Below are 18,197 nucleotides of genomic sequence, written 5' to 3'. Positions count from 1 at the left end.
CTTATGGCACCCCCTGCACGACCGATAGAGACATTGAGCCAGGAAGGCTCGAGCATCAGGCCACGGATCGGCCGCACCATCCACATACCTTTAGGGGTTGGCGTGTTCGATTCTGTGGCCTTTGTCGCGCTCAACAGCGCGCTCGACGGACTAGCTCTCCGTCAGCGAGTGATCGCCAACAACGTGGCGAACATCAACACGCCCAACTACCTTGCCGGCAAGGTCTCCTTCGAGAAGGAGCTGGCCTCCGCGGTGTCCCGCGGCGACGGCGCCGTCACGGCGACCGAGGGTCGCTCCCTGGAGCCCACCCGCCTCGACGGCAACAACGTCAACCTCGACTCCGAGACGCTGCTCAACGTCGACACCAACCTGCGCTACCAGCTGGCGACCCAGGCGGTCGACGGCACCTTCTCGTCCATCCGCATCGCGATGAGGACCAACTGATGACGACCTTCGGAGCCATCGGGATCGCCTCGACCGGCATGACCGTCAACCGCAAGTGGCTCGACGCCGTGAGCGACAACCTCGCGAACATGAGCACCGTGACCGCGACCAACGAGGACGCGTTCCAGGCCCGCTACGTCGTGGCCAGCGCCGTCGGCTACCCCGAGAACGGCCAGGGCGTCCAGGTCGCCGGGATCGCCCTCGGCAGCGCCGAGGGCCGCATGGTCTACGAGCCCGAGCACCCGCTCGCCGACGCCGAGGGCTACGTGAAGTACCCCGACATCGACATGTCGAGCCAGATGACCCAGATGATCATGGCGCAGCGTGGCTACCAGGCCAACGCCGCCGTGGTCGACCGCGCCAAGGCCACCTACGAGGCCGCCCTCCAGATCGGACGAAACTGATGAGCATCTCCGCACTCGAGAGCGTCACTGCTCTGAGCTCCCTCGGGACCGTCGCACCGAGCGGCTACATCGACCCGACGGAGGGCAGCGGGAGCACCGGCGGCGCCTCCGGGGCGTTCGGCGGGATCCTCTCCGACGCCGTCACGAACCTCCAGGGGCTCCAGAAGACGTCGAACGACCTCGCCGTCCAGGCCGTCACCGGTGACCTCGACGACATCCACGACTACACGATCGCGGCCACGGAGGCGAAGGTCACCCTCGAGCTCACCGCCGCGATCCGCAACAAGGCGGTCGAGGCGTTCAGCGAGATCATGAGGATGCAGGCCTGATGCCCGCGCAGATCACGTCGGCCCTCGGCCGACTCACGACCTCGATCCGCGAGTTCACCGTCGCCCAGCGGACGCTCGCCCTCATCGGCGCAGCGGTGCTCGCCGTCGGCATCATCGCCCTGAGCACGTGGTTCTCCAGGCCTCAGTTCTCCCCGCTCTACACCGACCTCGCGCCTGCCGACGCCAGCGCGATCGTCGACCAGCTCACCGCGCAGGGCGTGGCCTACGAGCTGACCAACGGCGGCACGACCGTCATGGTCCCCTCGGAGACTGTCTACGACATGCGCCTCAAGGTCGCCGCGAGCGGCATCTCGCCCACGAGCGACGGCGGCTACGCGCTGCTCGACGACATGGGCATGACGTCGTCGGAGTTCCAGCAGGACGTCACGTACAAGCGGGCGCTCGAGGGCGAGATCGCCAAGACGGTCTCCGCGATGCAGGGTGTCGAGCTCGCCACGGTCAAGCTCGCCATCCCCGAGGAGACGGTGTTCGTCTCCGAGTCCGCCGCCCCCACCGCGTCTGTCTTCATCGAGGCGACCTCCGGGACGTCTCTCTCCGACGACCAGGTGCAGTCGATCGTCAACCTCGTCTCCGCGAGCGTCGAGGGCATGAAGACCACCGACGTCGCGGTCATCGACTCGAGCGGTGCCGTCCTCTCCGCCGTCGGCGGCGGGACCTCCGGTGGTGGCACCAACAAGCAGACCCTCGCCTACGAGGACCGGGTCGCGGCCTCCATCCAGTCGATGCTCGACCCGATCGTCGGACCGGGCAAGGCGGTCGTCTCCGTCACGGCCGACCTCGACTACGACGCGACCGAGAGCACGCAGGAGACGTTCACCGCCACCGAGGGCGTCCCGGCGCTCATCGAGAAGAACACCCTCGAGGAGTACACGGGAGGCAACGCCATGGCTGCCGGCGTGCTCGGCCCGGACAACATCGCGGTCCCTACGGGTGAGGGTGGCGGCGGGGACTACCGGAACGAGACGAGCGAGTCGAACAACGCTGTCGACAAGCTGACGACCCACACGGTCGCGGCTCCCGGCACGGTCCGCCGGCAGTCCGTCTCCGTGGCCGTCGACCAGGTCGCAGCCGCAGGGATCGACATGGTGACGCTCCAGGCCATGGTCGCAGCAGCCGCCGGTGCCGACCCGGCCCGCGGCGACGTCGTCACCGTCTCGCCGATGCTGTTCGACACCGCCGGTGCCGAGGCCGCCCAGGAGGCGCTCGAGGCCGCCGCGGCGGACGAGGCCGCTGTCGCCGAGGCGGAACAGCTCCGGAACATCATCATCGCCGCCGCCGTGCTCGTCGCGCTCGTCATCCTCGGGATCGTGCTGGCGCTGCGCAAGCGGCGCAAGCCGGACCCCCGCGAGGCGGTCGACCTCGGCGAGCTCACCCGCCTGGACGACGCTCGTGCCCTCGAGGCCGCGCAGATCGCTCAGGAAGAGATGCTGGCACTGGCCGACGTGCCCGACGTGCCGGACCCGGGCCAGATCGCGATCGAGCGCAAGCGCAGCGACGTCGCCGCACTCGTCGACGACCAGCCCGAACAGGTCGCTGAGCTGCTCCGCGGCTGGATGGACACGAAGGCGAACGCATGAGCACCGCCACCCTGAGCGGCACCCAGAAGGCTGCTCTCGTGCTCATGCAGATCGGACGCGACCGCGCCGCGAAGATCATGTCTCGTCTCGACGAGACGGCCGTCGAGGAGCTGACGGCGGAGATCCTCCGGATGGAGCGTGTCGACCGGGACCTCGCCGACGGCGTGATCTCCGAGTTCCACGACATCACGATCGGTGGCGGCTCGAGCATCAGCAACGGCGGCCTCGGCTACGCCCAGCAGCTGCTCGAGGCGACGATGGGCAGCGACCGGGCGCAGACGATGCTCGACCGGCTCGCCACCTCGATGGCCGGTCAGCCGTTCGAGTTCCTCCAGCAGGCCGACGCCCGTCAGATCCTCGCGCTCCTCACCGGTGAGCACCCGCAGACGATCGCGCTCGTCCTCGCGCACCTGCGTCCGGAGCACGGTGCCGCGATCCTCGCGGGCCTGCCCCCGCAGTCCCAGGCGGAGGTCGCGCACCGGATCGCCCTCATGGAGCGTGCGGCCCCGGACGTCGTCACGGTCATCGCGGACGCGCTGCGCCGCAAGGCCTCCACCGTCCTCACCCCGCGCGAGACCTCCGCGATCGGTGGCCTCGACCCTCTCGTCGAGATCATCAACCGGGCCGACCCCGGCACGGAAAAGCTCATCCTCGAAGGTCTCGAGGCGCGCGACAGCGCGCTGGCCGAAGAGGTTCGCAGCCGCATGTTCGTCTTCGCCGACATCGTCCTCCTCGAGGACCGCGCCCTCCAGCTCGTGCTGCGTGGCGTCGAGTCGGCGAGCCTGGCTCTCGCGCTCAAGGGCGCTGGGCCCGGGCAGCGCGACGCGGTCCTGCGCAACCTCTCCGAGCGGGCGAGCGAGAACCTCCTCGAGGAGATCGACGTCCTCGGCTCGGTCCGCATGTCCCAGGTCGAGGAGGCCCGTGCGGCCATCGTCCAGGTCATCCGTCGTCTCGAGGAGAGCGGCCAGATCGTCATCCGACGCGACGGGGAGGACGAATATGTCGACTGACACGTCATCCACGTCCGCGTTCAGCGCCGCGCGCCTCACGGTCGTCACCGACGACCGTGTGCGCGACGCCCAGGAGAGCGCACGGGTCTCGGGGTACGCCGCGGGCTTCGCCGCAGGCAGCCGTGCTGCCGCTGAGAGCACCCGCATCCTCCAGGAACGTCTGCGCGACCAGGCGGCTGCCGCCGAGGCTGCGCGCGACGCCGAGCACCGCGCGGCGGTCCTCACGCTCGAGCGTGCGGCGCGCGCCGCCGAGGCGCGCGTCCTGCCCGTGCTCGACGAGGCGCGTGCGCTCCTGCACACCCTGGCGTTCGACCTCGCTCGTGCGGTCGTGGGCCACGAGCTCGCGGACGCCGAGACCTCCGCCCGGGGCGCTCTGCACCGGGCCCTCGCGGTCCCGCACGACATCCGTACCCAGACGGTCCGCCTCCACCCGTCCGACATCGCCACGCTGCGCGCTGCCGGGACGGACGACATCGACGGTCTCGAGCTCGTCGCGGACCCGTCGCTCTCGCCGGGCGACGCGGTGAGCACGTTCGAGGGCGGCTTCTTCGACGCCCGGATCCGCTCCGCGTTCGAGCGGGCGCTCCTCGCGCTCGACGAGTCGGCCGTCAGCACGTCCACGCCCACGTACGCCGGAGCCGTGTCGTGAGCGCGTCGACGAGCGCCTGGGCGGACGTCCTGCTCGCCGCCGCGCCGGAGCGCGTCGGTCGTGTGAGCGCTGCCGTCGGTCTGTCGCTCGACGTGGTCGGCCTCGACTGCGCGCTGGGTGACGTCATCACCCTCGGCGACCCTGCGACGACAGGCTCCGAGAGCGCCGAGGACTCGATGCTCGCCGAGGTCGTCGCCCTGAGCAACGGCTCCGCGCGCTGCATGCCGCTCGGTGCGATGAGCGGCGTGCGCCCCGGCCTCGCCGCCCGATCCACCGGTGGTTCGCTCCGCGTCCCGGTCGGGGCAGGGCTCCTCGGCCGCGTCATCGACGGGCTCGGCCGCCCGCTCGACGGTCGGGGCCCGCTCACCGGCACCACGGTCGTCCCGCTCGAGGGGCGCTCACCGCACCCGCTCGAGCGCCAGCGCGTCGCCCAGCCGCTCAACCTCGGTGTGCGGACCCTCGATACCCTGACGACCGTCGGTCGCGGGCAGCGCATGGGCCTGTTCGCCGGCTCCGGCGTCGGCAAGTCGACGCTCCTGTCGATGATCGCCCGCGGCACGGACGCAGGGATCTCCGTCATCGCCCTCGTCGGCGAGCGCGGTCGTGAGGTGCGCGAGTTCCTCGAGGACGACCTCGGCCCCGAGGGTCTCGCGCGCTCGGTCGTCGTCGTCGCGACCTCCGACGAGCCCGCGCTCGTCCGCCTGCGTGCGGCGTTCGTCGCCACGCGCATCGCGGAGTTCTTCCGCGAGGCCGGCCAGGACGTCGTCCTCATGATGGACTCGCTCACCCGTGTGGCGATGGCCCAGCGCGAGATCGGCCTCTCCGTGGGGGAGCCGCCCGCGACCCGTGGCTACCCGCCGTCGACCTTCTCGCTCCTCGCGGCGCTCCTCGAGCGCGCGGGCACGTCCGCCAGGGGTTCCGTCACGGGCATCTACACGGTCCTCGTCGACGGCGACGACCACAACGAGCCCATCGCGGACGCTGCACGGTCGATCCTCGACGGGCACGTGGTCCTCGACCGCAAGCTCGCCGTCGCCGGGCACTTCCCGAGCATCGACGCGCTCGCCTCGATCTCGCGCGTCGCGAACCGGGTGACCACACCCGAGCAGCGCACCGACGCCACGACGCTGCGCAAGGTCATGGCCGCGCGGCGCTCCGTGCAGGACCTCGTCGACGTCGGCGCCTACGTCACGGGCAGCAACCCGCTCGTCGACTCGGCGCTCGCCCACCAGGGCGCGATCGACGCCTTCCTCCAGCAGGGTGTCGACGAGCACGCCCCGGCCGGCGCGTCGTGGGCGAGCCTGCGGACCCTCGTCGGCGGGCTGGGGGTGGCAGCATGAGCGCTTTCCGCCTCTCCGGCCTCATGCGCTTCCGCAAGCTCCAGGAGGACCAGGCTGCTGCGGACCTCGCCTCGGCACGCCGGGCCGCTGCTACGCGCGACCTGACGATCCACGAGTTCCAGACCGACCTGGGCGTCGCGGTGTTCCGTGCGTCCGTCGCGTCCCGTGCTGCGCTGCGCAGCTTTGCCACGGAGGCGTCGGTGGCCGTCGAGGTCGCGGCCACCGAGGTGCAGCAGCGCGAGCTCGCGTGGAGCGACGCCCGCAAGCGGTCCGTCCCTCTCGAGAAGCTCTCCGAGCGTCACGCGGAGCGCGAGAGCGTCGAGGACCTGCGCGTCGAGCAGCTCGCTCTCGACGAGATCGCGGGACGCGCCCCGTCAGGCACGGTCCCTGGGAGCGACGCGTGACGGGCGTCGCCGCGGTCCTCGGTCGCATCCAGGAGATCGAGACCGTGACGAAGACCTTCGCTCCTGCCGCAGCCTCGAGCGCTCCGACGGCGACGACCGCGACCGCGAGCACGGCGTCGGCTCGGACGACCTTCGCGTCGGTGCTCGACGCGCTCACGGTCGAGGGCGCGGCCAGCACCGTCGACGAGCCCGCCGCGGTGCCGGCCCCCGGTGCTGCGACGCCGGCCGTGCCCGCAGCCTCGGGCGACGCGCTCGTCGCGGAGGCCCGGAAGTACCTCGGTGTGCCCTACGCGTGGGGCGGCGAGTCCATGAGCGGCATCGACTGCTCCGGCCTCGTCCAGCGTGCCCTCGGCGCGCTCGGCGTGGACATGCCGCGGGTCGCCCGCGACCAGATGAAGGAAGGGTCCGCGGTGGCGTCGATGGCTGACGCACGGGTGGGCGACCTCCTCGTCTTCAACGGGGGCAGCCACATCGCCATCTACCTCGGCGACGGTCGGATGATCGACGCCCCGAAGCCCGGCGACGTCGTGCGCGAGCGTGACGTGTACGAGACCCCGTCGGCGATCCGGCGCGTGCTGCCGGACGTCACCGCGGCCTCCTCGGCCGTCCCGACCGCACGCCAGACCGGCCCGACCACCCAGATCGACGAGCTCCTCGCCTCCAGCGCGGCGCAGCGGTCTTCCCTCTCCCTGATGCTCGGAGCTGCAGCATGACACCCATGACCGCCCTCCCGGCGCGCTCGGCCGACGTCTCCGTGCAGGGAGCCGCCCGCCCCGGGCGCGCGCCCTCGGTGCGCGAGGACCTCGCCCGGTCGCGCGACGACTTCGCCCGCACGCTCGAGCGCGAGTCCTCCGCGCCGGACCGCTCGGCCTCGCGCGCTGCAGACACCGCTGCCGCGGCTCGTCGTTCTGCGGCGCGGGACGCCGCCCGGGACGGTTCCGAGCGGGACACCGCAGGCACGGACCACGCGGCGAGCTCGACGGCGATGGGCCAGGCCGTGCGCGCCGCAGAGCGTGCCGCCGCCGCCCGCGCTGCCGACGGCTCCTCAGAGACCTCCGGGACCATCCCGGCCGACGACGCCACCCCGACGACCGTCGAGACCGGCGACCTCGCCTCCACGGACGGCGCTACGGCAGGCGCAACCACCGGCGTCGTGCCCGAGGTCGCCGTGCCGGTCGTCCCGGCAGAGGCCACCGCGGTCCCCACCGACCTCCCCGCCGGAGCAGGTGCTGCGGAGGACCCCGCTGCACCCGTCGCCGCACCTCTGGCGGCCGCGCTCGCGACGGCGGCCGGCGCCGAGGCGCTCACCGCTCTCGACGCTCGGGGCGCAGCCGGCGCGCGTGCCGGCACGCAGCCGACCGCAGGCGCAGCCGCCGCGCAGGTCGCCGCTGCGCGGGCCACCCTCGTCGACGGTGCTCCCGCCGGCACGGACCGGTCGGCTGCGGCCACCGACCCCCAGAGCACTGCGGCACCCCTCGTCGTCGACGGCTCACGGGTCGTGCTCACCGGACCCGCTCAGACCGGTGCCGCACCGGCCGGTGCAGCTCTCCTGGGCCAGTCCGTCGGCGGGCAGGCGACCCAGGCCGGGGCCCAGCAGACGGTCGCACCGGGTGCGGACACGGCGGCCACCGCAGACGCCTCCACGGTGCGCGCCGACACGGCACCGGCGAGCGGGGCCGCCAGCACCCCGACGACGCCTTCCACGGCCTTCGCGCAGGCGCTCACCGGTGCGGCTGACCGCATCGCCCCGCAGGCCCCCGCGGCCCCGGCGACCCCCGCGAACACCCCGCACGTGCCGCTCGCCGAGCAGGTCCGCGGGCCGCTCGTCGCACTCCGGACCGCAGCGCCCGGGGAGCACATGCTCACCCTGCGCGTCGACCCGGAGAGCCTCGGCCCCGTCCAGGTCCGCGCCCACATCGGGGCCGACGGCATCCGCATCGAGCTCGTCGGAGCCACCGACGCCGCCCGCGACAGCCTCCGCGGGCTCCTCACAGACCTCCGTCGCGACCTCTCCGCGACGGGCATGAACGCGACCCTCTCGCTGGCGGCCGACACGGCCGGACAGCAGAGCCGCAACCCCGCAGGCTCCGGCGACCTCGCCGGCGGCCAGCAGGGAGCCCCCGGCCAGGGCGGCACGCAGGGCCAGGCAGGCACGAAGGCGCAGCGCGACAGCGCGGCCGGCGCCTGGACCACTCCCGACCAGACCACCGATGCGCGGTCCGCCGCCTCGACCACCCACGGCGCCCACGGCGTCGACGTCCTCATCTAAGGAAACCGACACATGACCGTCGACACCTCAGCCGTGAACAGCGCCGCAGGCCTGTACACCAGCTCGACCGGGACGACCGCGAAGAAGGAGCTCGACGGCGAGACCTTCCTGACGCTGCTCGTCGCCCAGCTCAAGTACCAGGACCCCAGCTCGCCGATGGACACCACCGAGATGATGGCGCAGACCACCCAGCTCGCCAGCATGGAGCAGCTCACCTCGCTCTCCACGACGATGTCCGAGAGCTTCGCCCTCCAGATGCGGGTCGCCGCCGCGAGCCTCATCGGCCAGGAGGTCACCTACGCCGGTGCCGACGGCGAGATGGTCACCGGCACCGCGTCCGCCGTCTCCTACGCCGGCTCCGTGCCCAGCGTGACCGTCGACGGCAAGAAGGTGCTGCTCGACGCGGTCGCCTCCGTCACCCAGCCCGGCACCACCCCACCCGTCACCGCCCCTCCTGCAGCCGCGGGCCAGTCCTCCGCGTCCTAGTCCGCATCCTCGAAGGGAACTCCCATGCTCCGCTCGCTCTTCTCCGGCATCTCCGGACTCCGCTCGCACCAGACCATGCTCGACGTCACGGGTAACAACATCGCCAACGTCAACACCACAGGCTTCAAGGCCTCGCAGATCCAGTTCAAGGACACCCTCAGCCAGGTGCTCACCAACGCCGGTGGCGCCCAGGCAGGCATCGGTGGCACCAACCCGGCCCAGGTCGGCCTCGGTGTCCAGGTCGCCGGTGTGACGACGAACTTCCAGCAGGGCGCCTCGCAGGTGACCAACCGCAGCACCGACATGATGATCTCGGGCGACGGCTTCTTCGTCGTGAGCAAGAACGGGCAGAACTTCTACACCCGCTCCGGCGCGTTCGACTTCGACGCGAACGGCAACCTCGTCACCGGTGAGGGCGCGCTCGTGCAGGGCTGGGCCGCGGCCCCCGACGGCACCATCAACGTCAACGGTGCGCTCGCGCCGCTCAAGCTCCCGACCACCACCCTGACGCCGGCGGCTGCCACCACCGCCGCGTCGCTCAGCGGGAACCTGCCGTCCGACGCCGTCGTCGGCAGCGAGCCGCTCACCCGCGACATCGAGGTGTACGACGAGCTCGGCAACGCACGGACCATCAGCCTGACGTTCACGAAGACCGCGACCGGCTGGGACATGACGTCCGGTGCGACGACGACGGCCGTGACCTTCGACGCCACGACCGGAGCCATGACCACGCCTGCCGCGGCCGTCGCGATCGACGGTGTCGACATCGACCTCACGGGCGTCACAGGATTCGCCAGCCTCTCGACGATCAAGGCGGAGAAGCCGAACGGCCAGCAGGCCGGCACGCTGCAGTCCTTCACCATCAACGCGGACGGCACGATCATGGGTGCGTTCTCCAACGGCCTGAAGTCGCCGGTCGGCCGCATCGCGCTCGGGACGTTCGCCAACCCCGTGGGCCTCGAGAAGGCCGGCGGGTCGCTCTACACGACGACGGTCAACTCCGGCGACGCCCAGATCGGCACCGCCGGCACCGGCGGGCGCGGCGGCCTCGTCGGCGGAGCGCTCGAGATGTCCAACGTCGACCTGTCCAGCGAGTTCACCAACCTCATCATCGCTCAGCGCGGTTTCCAGGCGAACTCCCGCGTCATCACCACCTCCGACGAGCTCCTCCAGGAGCTCGTCAACCTCAAGCGCTAGCTGCGGCGGCGTCGTCGCGGATCACCCGCGGCGGCGCCCTCGTCACCGGTGCAACACCTCATACCAGGCACCCGGCGGCCGAAGGGTCGTCAGAGCGGCTCATGGACGGGCCGCAGCAGTGCTCCACGGATGGATTTCTCAGTGATAGTCGTGACGCGCCTCAACGGCCCCCCCTTCGCGGTCAACCCCGACCTCGTGCAGCGCATCGACAGTGCGCCCGACACGATCCTCACCCTCGTCGACGGCACCAAGTACATCGTCGAGGAGTCGATGGCGGACGTCATCACGTCGATCAACGAGCACCGCTCGCGGATGATCGCCCGCGCACAGGAGATCCAGCGCGAGGACAGCGACCACCACCACCTGCGCAGCGCTCCTGCGCTGCGCCCTGGTCGGGACGCGGACGACGGGCAGGGTGACGCCACCGAGGCGGGCTCCCGGACGGAGCGGGCCCCCGAGCTCGCGATCGTCAAGCAGATCTCCAGGGAGGACTCCTAGATGGATCCGGCAACCATCATCGGCCTGGGCGTAGCCCTGGGCTCGATCCTCACGATGATCATCCTCGAGGGCGCGAGCCCGATGTCCATCCTGCTGCCCGCGCCGATGATCCTCGTCTTCGGGGCCACCTTCGCGGTCACGCTGGCCGGCGGCACCCTCAAGGACACCCTCGGGGCGCTCAAGGCGCTCCCTCGCGCCTTCATCAGCAAGCCCAAGAGCGCAGCCGACTCGATCGACACGATCGTCGGTCTCGCCGACCGTGCCCGCCGCGAAGGGCTCCTCGCGCTCGAGGACGCCGCTCGCGACATCGACGACGAGTTCCTCAAGGGCGGCCTCCGGTCGGCCATCGACGGGACCGACCCGGAAGACCTCCGGGCCATCCTCGAGGACCGCATCCACTCGAAGCGCGTCTCGGACAAGCTCGACTACAAGTTCTTCAACGACATGGGCGGCTACGCGCCGACCATCGGCATCGTCGGGACGGTCGTCTCCCTCGTGCACGTCCTCGAGAACCTCGCCAACCCGGCCGAGCTCGGGCACATGATCGCCGCCGCGTTCGTCGCGACCCTGTGGGGCATCCTCTCCGCCAACGTCATGTGGCTGCCCATCGGCAGCCGCCTCAAGCGCCTCTCCGAGCTCGAGTGCACGCAGATGGAGCTCGTCGTCGAAGGCCTGCTCTCCGTGCAGGCAGGTGCCAACCCGCGGCTCGTCGGCGAGCGTCTGCGCAGCCTCCTGCCCCTCAGCGAGCAGACGGCCGCCAAGGAAGCAGCATGAGCTCCGGCGGGGGCCGCAAGGGCAAGAAGGCCATCGAGGAGGAGCACGAGAACCACGAGCGTTGGCTCGTCTCCTACGCGGACATGATGACCGTCCTCGTCGCCCTGTTCATCGTGCTCTACGCCATCAGCCAGGTGGACCAGGACAAGTACGACCAGCTCCGTACCTCGCTGGCCGCCGGCTTCGGCGCACCACAGGTCTCGATCCTGTCCGACGGGTCCGGTCCCATGACCGACATGGCTTCGGAGGTGGTGGTCCCCACGATCGAGGAGATCATCCCGACGATCAACGACAGCGTGCAGGAGACCGAGGTCTCCGCCGTCACCGGTGACACCGAGACCATCGACCCGGGCGACCTCGCGATCGCGCGCCTCGAGTACGCGGGCTTCGAAGAGCTGGCCGCACAGATCGAGGCCGCCCTCGCCGCTCAGGGCCTCCAAGGGGTCCTGCAGTTCAAGATCGACGAGCGTGGTCTCGTCATCGGCATGGTGACGAGCGAGGTCTTCTTCGCCGCGGAGAGCGCCGTACTCACGCCGACGTCGCAGATCGTCGTCGACACCATGTCCCCGTTCATCGCGACCCTCCCGAACGAGGTGTCGATCGAGGGCCACGCCAACACCGTGCCCACGAGCGTCTACTCCTCGAACTGGGAGCTGTCCTCCGACCGTGCGACCCAGGTGCTGCGCCGCATGGTCGAGTTCGGCGGCATACCCGGCCACCGGGTGGCCTCCGTCGGATACGGCGAGGCTCGCCCCCTCATCGCGAACGACACCGCCGAGGGCCTCGCGTCCAACCGGCGCGTGGACCTCGTCGTCCTCTCCGACCAGCCGGAGCGCATCCGCGCCCTGCTCCCGCTCGTCCCGACCCTCCAGGAGGGCTGACATGCCCATCGAACAACGCGTGATGAACGCCCCCGTCCGTCCCGGCCCGGCCAAGCCCAGCGGGATCAACGCGTCGAAGGTCGCTCCCGCGGCCGAGGCAGAAGAGCCCAAGCCCAAGAAGAAGCTCAAGCTCGTCATCGTCGTGGTCGTCTCGGTCGTCGTCCTCGGCGCAGCAGCCTGGTTCTTCCTCCTCAAGGGCCCTTCGGAGCCCGAGGCGGAGCCTGCGCCCGAGCCGGGGGAGGTGCTCACGGTCGAGGCCATGAGCATCAACCTGGCCGACGGCCACTACCTGCGGCTCGGGCTCGGCCTCCAGCTCGTCCTCGACGCGGGCGGCCATGGCCCCGTCGACGCTGCGCCCGCGCGCGACGCCGCCATCGCGCTCTTCTCCGGACGGACGGTCGCCGAGATCGCCGACCCCACGACGCGCGACGCCCTCAAGGCCGAGCTCACCGAGATCCTCGACCACGCTTACCACGGAGATGTGATGGGGGTATATCTGACTGACTACGTCACCCAGTGATCGCTGCTGGGTGAGCTGTGACCGGCACGGATGCCGGTGAGTCGAGGCGCCATGGAGGGCGCCACATGATGAGGTGACCACTTTCCCTCATACCCGTCACGACAGAGCCGATGGTGCTTTTCGTGACGGTTCAGGACATGGCGCGGAGCAGTGCGCGCCGACAGCGCTCAGGCCAGCCGGAGGCCTACGACTTCCGGCGTCCCATGACGCTCGCCCGCGAGCACGGACGCGTCTTCGAGATGGCGTTCGAGACGTTCGCCCGCCAGTGGGGCACGCAGCTCACCTCGCGGTTGCGCGTCATGGTCGGTGCCACCCTCGACGGTGTCGAGATGATCTCCTACGACGAGTACGTCCGCCGGCTCCCCGGCCACACGACCATGGTCCTGTGCAGCGTCGAGCAGACGCGTGCGACGGCCGTCCTCCAGATCCCCAGCGACACCTCGCTCCTGTGGATCGACTACGTGCTCGGCGGCCCCGGCCTCGTCCGTGAGGAGCCGCCGCGCGAGCTCACCGAGATCGAGACCACCCTCATCACGGACATGCTCTCCAGCGCGCTCGCGGACCTGCGCTACGCCTTCGCGGCCGTCGTGCCGCTCGACGTGCGGGTGCGGTCCATCCAGTACAACCCCCAGTTCGTCCAGGCCGTCCCTGCCTCGGAAGCCGTGCTCGTCGCGACCTTCACGCTGCTCGTCGGGGAGGGCACCACGTCGGCGACGCTCATGCTGCCCGCCGACGTGCTGCTCGCCCCGATGCGGGCGGGCGAGGGTGCGGACACCCGCAGCGCGGACGAGCTCAAGAGCCACGCGACAGCCGGTGCGACCGTCCTCCGGACCGTCCAGACCGTACCGGTCGACGTCTCGGTGCGCATGACGCCCCTGACGATCCACCCGCGCGACGTCATCCACCTCGCCGTCGGTGAGGTCATCCAGCTCAACCATCCCGTGTCCCGCCCGCTCGAGGTCGTCGTCGGTGACCGCGTCATGGCGCGAGGCGTCGCGGGGAACAACGGACGCCAACTGGCCTGCAAGGTCGTACACGCTGAGGAGAACGAACGATGAACACCCCCGGAGCAAGCACCGACCAGGCCGTGGCGCAGGACGCTGCAGACGCTCTCGCTCTCCTCATCCCGTCCGAGGTCCCGCTCGTCGCGGTGCCGCGCTCGGCGGGAACCGGTCCGGCAGCGGACCAGGAGACCGTGACCGCGTCCTTCGTCGGCGGCCGCAGCGCGGAGCTCATCCTCGCCGCGGGCTCCGCGATCGGCGAGGCTCTCGCCGGAGCCGGCGCCCTCGTGTCTGTCGCCGACGCCCTCCGTCCTGCTCTCGAGGCCGCTGCAGCGGTTCTCGGCGAAGGGGTCCTGGGCGCCGCGCAGACGCGCGACGCCGGCACGGCCTTCGCGTCCGACGACGTCCGTCTCTTCGCCCTCGAGGGGGCAGGCGAGGTCCGCGGCTGGTTCGGGCTCCGTCTGCGTCCTGACCTCTCGAAGGCCGCCGCCGCCCCGTCGTCCCGGCCCACCGGCTCGTCGGACAACCTCCGCCTCCTCTACGACGTCGAGATGACGCTCACCGCAGAGATCGGGCGCGCGAAGCTCCCGGTCCGGCAGGTGCTCGACCTCGTCCCCGGGACCGTCATCGAGCTCGACCGCGTCGCGGGCAGCCCGGCCGACCTCATGGTCAACGGCCGCCTCATCGCCCGCGGCGAGGTCGTCGTCATCGACGAGGACTACGGCCTGCGCATCACGGAGATCGTCGACCACTCCGAGGCCACCGCCTGATGGACACCGCCGTCCTCGTGCTCCGCGCGGTGCTCTCGCTCGCCGCAGTCCTCGGCCTCATCTGGTACGCGGGGCGCAAGCTCAACGACTCGGCCAACGGGCAGGGCGGGGACGGGTTCCTCGCCCGTCTCGTGGGCGGTGCGGGCGGCACCCGGCGCTCAGGACGGCGCGGCCAGCCGGCAGTCACGGTCACGGTCGTGGCCCGCCAGGTGCTCGGTGCGAAGGCGAGCCTCGCGGTCGTCGACGTCGGGGACCAGCGTCTCGTCCTCGGCGTCACCGAGGGCGGTGTGAACGTCCTCAGCACGCAGGAGATCCCGCCCGTCGAGGAGCTCGCCGAGGAGCTCGCCACCGCGAAGGCCGAGGTCCGCGAGGAGATCGTCCTCGCACCGGTCCCCGCTGCGGCCGTCCCCACCGCAGCCGTCCCCACCGCGGCGACCCCGCTCGTGACGCCCGTCAAGCCCGCGCTCGTCGCCGCCCGCCCGGCAGCGGCCGGCGCGCTGGGCAGCTCGATCCTGTCCCCGACCACGTGGCGACAGACTCTCTCACTCATGCAGGGACGCACGGTCCGACGATGACACCACCACTCCAGGCATCGCCCGTCATGGCACGGGGGGTGCGAGCATTCCTCCTCGCCCTGACCGTCGCCATGATGGCGTTCGCCGGGGTGCTGGCCACCTCCGGCGCCGCGTCGGCGACCGCGGCACCCGCCACGTCGGGCGTGGCGGTCGCGGTCGACACGCTGCCCGCCGCGCCGGGCGACCCCGTCGACCCCGTCACCCCGGTCGACGGGGTCGTCAGCGTGAACATCGACGGCGAGACCACGAAGCCGAGCAGCTCGATCGTCGTGCTCCTCGGGATCACGCTGCTGTCCGTCGTCCCGTCGATCCTGCTCATGATGACGAGCTTCACCAAGATCTTCGTCGTCCTCGCGCTCACCCGGAACGCCCTCGGGCTCACCGGCGTCCCCCCGAACCAGGTCCTCGCAGGCCTCGCCCTGTTCCTCAGCCTCTTCATCATGGGCCCCGTGCTCGGGGACGTGAACACCGCGGGCGTCCAGCCCTACATCGACGGGACGCTCGACTTCAACGCCGCCGTCGAGGCCGGCTCAGCGCCCCTGCGGGGCTTCATGCTCGGTCAGACCCGAGAAGAGGACATCGCGCTCATCACCCGGGCCGCGGAGCTGCCCAACCCCGAGGACCCGGCATCGGTGCCCATGCTCACCCTCATCCCGGCGTTCATGCTCTCCGAGCTGCGAGCGGCCTTCATCATCGGCTTCGTCATCTTCATCCCGTTCCTCATCATCGACCTCGTCGTCTCCTCGGCGCTCATGTCGATGGGCATGATGATGCTCCCGCCCGTGATGATCTCCCTGCCGTTCAAGATCCTGCTCTTCGTGCTCATCGACGGATGGGGGCTCATCATCACGGCCCTCGTCGGAAGCTACCAGTAGGCCCGCCATGGACACCTCAGCCGTCCTCGACATCGGGGTCCAGGGACTCATCGTCGCCGCGAAGCTCTGCGCGCCCATCCTCATCACGGCCCTCGTCGTCGGTTTCGCCGTCTCCCTCCTGCAGTCGATCACCCAGATCCAGGAGGTGACCCTGAGCTTCGTGCCCAAGGCCATCGCCGTCGCGCTCGCCATCCTCATCTGCGGGCACTGGATGATCGCCGAGATGGTCGCGTTCACGAACGAGCTGTTCGCGCGCATCCCCGGCCTCCTCGGGGGCTGAGCCATGACCATCAGCCTCGCGCTCGGTTCGCTCGAGTCGCTCATGCTCGTCGCCGTGCGGATGGTCGCCTTCCTCGTCGTCGCGCCGCCCTTCGCCCACCGTGGCATCCCCGCCACCGTGAAGGTCATGCTCGCGATGGGCCTCGCGCTCGCGGTCAACCCCCGGGTGGAGGTCGAGGCCGCGAGCAGCACGGCGGTGTACATGGGCAACCTCCTCGGCCAGGTGGTCATCGGGCTCGCGCTCGGCTTCCTCGTCGCTCTCGTCTTCTCCGCGGTGCAGTCGGCCGGGTCGTTGATCGACCTCATGGGCGGCTTCTCGCTCGCGCAGGGATTCGACCCGATGAGCCAGGTGAACGGCGCCCAGTTCGCGCGCCTCTACCAGCTCACCGCGATCGTCCTGCTCTTCGTGTCCGACGGCTACCAGCTCGTCATCGGCGGCCTGGTCCGCACGTTCGACGTCCTGCCGATCGGCGAGTCCATCAACCTCTCGCTCGTCGCCGACGCGGCGACGAGCGGGCTCACCGGCATGTTCCTCGCGACCCTCCAGATCGCGGGCCCGCTCGTCGTCGTCCTCTTCCTCGCCGACGTGGGCCTCGGGCTCCTCACCCGTGTGGCACCCGCGCTCAACGCGTTCGCACTCGGCTTCCCGCTGAAGATCTTCCTCACGCTGACGCTGTCCTCCCTGACGTTCCTCGCGCTCCCGCGCATCATCGAGGCGCTCACCGGGACCGCCGTCGAGACCATGCTGGGGGTGACCCCGTGAGCGACGACGCCGGTGAGAAGACCGAACAGGCGACACCGAAACGGATGAAGCAGGTCCGCAAGGACGGCTCCCTCCAGAAGTCGCAGGACGTCAGCGCGTGGATCGGCATCGGCTCTGCCGTCGCCACCATGCCCATGGTGCTCGAGCGGGCGTCCGGTGCGGCGATGGAGCAGCTCGTGGCCGTGCGCTCGGTCATCGCCGACCCCGACCCGCTCACGGTCGTCGACCTCCTCGGCAGCGGCATGGGCAGCATCCTCACGTCCGTCCAGCCGATGCTCATCGCCGTCGTGCTCGCCGCGCTCATCGGGAACGCCCTCCAGGGCGGCGTCCACATCTCCACCAAGAAGCTCAAGCCCCGGTTCAGCCAGTTCAACCTGCTCAAGGGGGTCAAGAACACCTTCGGCACCCAGGCCCTCTGGCAGGGCGTCAAGGCGCTCCTCAAGACTGCAGTCGTCGGTCTCGTCCTCTACGTCGTCGTGCAGAACCTCACACCGGTGCTGCTCACGGCCGGCGGGCTGTCCGTCGGTGCCCTGCTCTCCGCGGCAGGCGGGGGCATCAACACGCTCCTGTGGTTCGCGGTGGCTGCCGGCATCGCGCTCGCGATCGCCGACGTCGTCGTCATCATGAAGCGGAACAAGAAGAAGACGCGCATGTCGAAGTTCGAGATCAAGCAGGAGAACAAGCAGCAGGAAGGTGACCCGCAGCTCAAGGGCGCCATCCGCTCCAAGCAGATCGCGATGAGCCGCAACCGCATGATCGCGGACGTCGCCGGCGCCGACGTGGTCCTCGTCAACCCCACCCACGTCGCCGTCGCCCTGAAGTACGAGCCCGGCAAGGGCGCCCCGCGCGTCGTGGCCAAGGGTGCAGGGCACGTCGCAGCCCGCATCCGTGAGGTCGCTGCCGAGAAGCGCGTCCCCATGGTCGAGGACGTCCCGCTCGCCCGCGCGCTCCACGGGGCGTGCGAGATCGGCCAGGAGGTCCCCGCGGACCTCTTCACGGCCGTCGCCCAGGTGCTCGCGTTCGTCATGGCGCTCAAGCGCCGTGGGGGAGCGGGCGCCGGGATCCGCACGATGCCCGTGCCCACCACCGTTCCACCGTCAGCCACCAGCGCGAGGACAGCCGCCGCATGAA

23 protein-coding genes are annotated in these 18,197 nt (G+C 70.8%); all 23 read left to right on the top strand.

The annotated features are described in order from the left end of the window. Positions 1-102 precede the first annotated feature (102 nt). The 23 genes from ABKW26_RS05700 to ABKW26_RS05590 all read left to right on the top strand — a co-directional run bounded on the left by ABKW26_RS05700 (position 103) and on the right by ABKW26_RS05590 (position 18,196). A complete protein-coding gene (locus tag ABKW26_RS05700) occupies positions 103-444 on the top strand; it encodes a flagellar basal body protein (RefSeq protein ID WP_348591665.1) in 342 nt (113 codons plus the stop codon). Further along, positions 444-848 carry a flagellar basal body rod protein FlgC gene (gene flgC, locus ABKW26_RS05695; RefSeq protein WP_348591663.1) on the top strand — a complete coding sequence of 135 codons (405 nt, stop codon included), beginning with the start codon at positions 444-446 and terminating at the stop codon, positions 846-848. Before ABKW26_RS05700 ends, flgC begins: the two co-directional genes overlap by 1 nt. Continuing rightward, a complete protein-coding gene (gene fliE, locus ABKW26_RS05690; RefSeq protein WP_348591661.1) occupies positions 848-1,177 on the top strand; it encodes a flagellar hook-basal body complex protein FliE in 330 nt (109 codons plus the stop codon). The genes flgC and fliE overlap by 1 nt, the downstream gene beginning before the upstream one ends. Further along, positions 1,177-2,775 (top strand): flagellar basal-body MS-ring/collar protein FliF, encoded by a 1,599-nt coding sequence (gene fliF, locus ABKW26_RS05685; RefSeq protein WP_348591659.1) that lies wholly within the window; start codon positions 1,177-1,179, stop codon positions 2,773-2,775. Before fliE ends, fliF begins: the two co-directional genes overlap by 1 nt. Further along, the gene (gene fliG / locus ABKW26_RS05680; protein ID WP_348591657.1) at positions 2,772-3,785 is read left to right on the top strand and encodes a flagellar motor switch protein FliG; all 1,014 of its coding nucleotides are present in this window, start codon (positions 2,772-2,774) and stop codon (positions 3,783-3,785) included. Before fliF ends, fliG begins: the two co-directional genes overlap by 4 nt. Continuing rightward, positions 3,775-4,434, top strand: coding sequence for a FliH/SctL family protein (locus ABKW26_RS05675; RefSeq protein ID WP_348591655.1), 660 nt, complete (start codon positions 3,775-3,777; stop codon positions 4,432-4,434). The genes fliG and ABKW26_RS05675 overlap by 11 nt, the downstream gene beginning before the upstream one ends. Then, positions 4,431-5,774 carry a FliI/YscN family ATPase gene (locus tag ABKW26_RS05670; protein WP_348591653.1) on the top strand — a complete coding sequence of 448 codons (1,344 nt, stop codon included), beginning with the start codon at positions 4,431-4,433 and terminating at the stop codon, positions 5,772-5,774. Before ABKW26_RS05675 ends, ABKW26_RS05670 begins: the two co-directional genes overlap by 4 nt. Continuing rightward, positions 5,771-6,178: a flagellar export protein FliJ gene (locus tag ABKW26_RS05665; RefSeq protein WP_348591651.1), complete on the top strand. Its 408-nt coding sequence runs from the start codon at positions 5,771-5,773 to the stop codon at positions 6,176-6,178. Before ABKW26_RS05670 ends, ABKW26_RS05665 begins: the two co-directional genes overlap by 4 nt. After that, positions 6,175-6,891 carry a C40 family peptidase gene (locus ABKW26_RS05660; protein WP_348591649.1) on the top strand — a complete coding sequence of 239 codons (717 nt, stop codon included), beginning with the start codon at positions 6,175-6,177 and terminating at the stop codon, positions 6,889-6,891. The genes ABKW26_RS05665 and ABKW26_RS05660 overlap by 4 nt, the downstream gene beginning before the upstream one ends. Before the next feature lie 5 nt (positions 6,892-6,896). After that, positions 6,897-8,447 carry a flagellar hook-length control protein FliK gene (locus tag ABKW26_RS05655; RefSeq protein ID WP_348591647.1) on the top strand — a complete coding sequence of 517 codons (1,551 nt, stop codon included), beginning with the start codon at positions 6,897-6,899 and terminating at the stop codon, positions 8,445-8,447. Between the two features lie 12 nt (positions 8,448-8,459). Further along, positions 8,460-8,933, top strand: a complete 474-nt coding sequence (locus tag ABKW26_RS05650; RefSeq protein WP_348591645.1) for a flagellar hook capping FlgD N-terminal domain-containing protein — start codon at positions 8,460-8,462, stop codon at positions 8,931-8,933. Positions 8,934-8,957: 24 nt separating this feature from the next. Beyond that, complete coding sequence (locus tag ABKW26_RS05645; protein WP_348591643.1) at positions 8,958-10,130, top strand: flagellar hook protein FlgE; 1,173 nt, start codon at positions 8,958-8,960, stop codon at positions 10,128-10,130. Positions 10,131-10,271: 141 nt separating this feature from the next. Beyond that, entirely contained in the window at positions 10,272-10,628 is a 357-nt protein-coding gene (locus ABKW26_RS05640) for a flagellar FlbD family protein (protein WP_348591641.1), read from the top strand. After that, on the top strand, positions 10,629-11,402 hold the full coding sequence (locus tag ABKW26_RS05635; RefSeq protein WP_348591639.1) for a MotA/TolQ/ExbB proton channel family protein: 774 nt from the start codon (positions 10,629-10,631) through the stop codon (positions 11,400-11,402). After that, positions 11,399-12,283, top strand: a complete 885-nt coding sequence (locus ABKW26_RS05630) for a flagellar motor protein MotB (protein ID WP_348591637.1) — start codon at positions 11,399-11,401, stop codon at positions 12,281-12,283. Before ABKW26_RS05635 ends, ABKW26_RS05630 begins: the two co-directional genes overlap by 4 nt. Before the next feature lies 1 nt (position 12,284). Further along, entirely contained in the window at positions 12,285-12,803 is a 519-nt protein-coding gene (locus tag ABKW26_RS05625; RefSeq protein WP_348591635.1) for a flagellar basal body-associated FliL family protein, read from the top strand. A gap of 122 nt (positions 12,804-12,925) precedes the next feature. Next, a complete protein-coding gene (locus tag ABKW26_RS05620) occupies positions 12,926-13,861 on the top strand; it encodes a flagellar motor switch protein FliM (protein ID WP_348591633.1) in 936 nt (311 codons plus the stop codon). Further along, a complete protein-coding gene (gene fliN / locus ABKW26_RS05615; RefSeq protein WP_348591631.1) occupies positions 13,858-14,574 on the top strand; it encodes a flagellar motor switch protein FliN in 717 nt (238 codons plus the stop codon). The genes ABKW26_RS05620 and fliN overlap by 4 nt, the downstream gene beginning before the upstream one ends. Beyond that, positions 14,574-15,149 carry a flagellar biosynthetic protein FliO gene (locus ABKW26_RS05610; protein ID WP_348591630.1) on the top strand — a complete coding sequence of 192 codons (576 nt, stop codon included), beginning with the start codon at positions 14,574-14,576 and terminating at the stop codon, positions 15,147-15,149. The genes fliN and ABKW26_RS05610 overlap by 1 nt, the downstream gene beginning before the upstream one ends. After that, positions 15,146-16,024 (top strand): flagellar type III secretion system pore protein FliP, encoded by an 879-nt coding sequence (gene fliP / locus ABKW26_RS05605; protein ID WP_348591628.1) that lies wholly within the window; start codon positions 15,146-15,148, stop codon positions 16,022-16,024. The genes ABKW26_RS05610 and fliP overlap by 4 nt, the downstream gene beginning before the upstream one ends. A 7-nt stretch (positions 16,025-16,031) precedes the next feature. Then, entirely contained in the window at positions 16,032-16,304 is a 273-nt protein-coding gene (gene fliQ, locus ABKW26_RS05600; protein ID WP_348591627.1) for a flagellar biosynthesis protein FliQ, read from the top strand. A 3-nt stretch (positions 16,305-16,307) separates the two neighbouring features. After that, positions 16,308-17,066, top strand: coding sequence for a flagellar biosynthetic protein FliR (locus ABKW26_RS05595; protein ID WP_348591625.1), 759 nt, complete (start codon positions 16,308-16,310; stop codon positions 17,064-17,066). Continuing rightward, complete coding sequence (locus tag ABKW26_RS05590; protein WP_348591623.1) at positions 17,063-18,196, top strand: EscU/YscU/HrcU family type III secretion system export apparatus switch protein; 1,134 nt, start codon at positions 17,063-17,065, stop codon at positions 18,194-18,196. The genes ABKW26_RS05595 and ABKW26_RS05590 overlap by 4 nt, the downstream gene beginning before the upstream one ends. Position 18,197: the final 1 nt, after the last annotated feature.

Source organism: Sanguibacter sp. 25GB23B1 (assembly GCF_040012415.1).
Lineage (GTDB): Bacteria > Actinomycetota > Actinomycetes > Actinomycetales > Cellulomonadaceae > Sanguibacter.
This window is presented reverse-complemented; position numbering and strand designations above follow the sequence as displayed.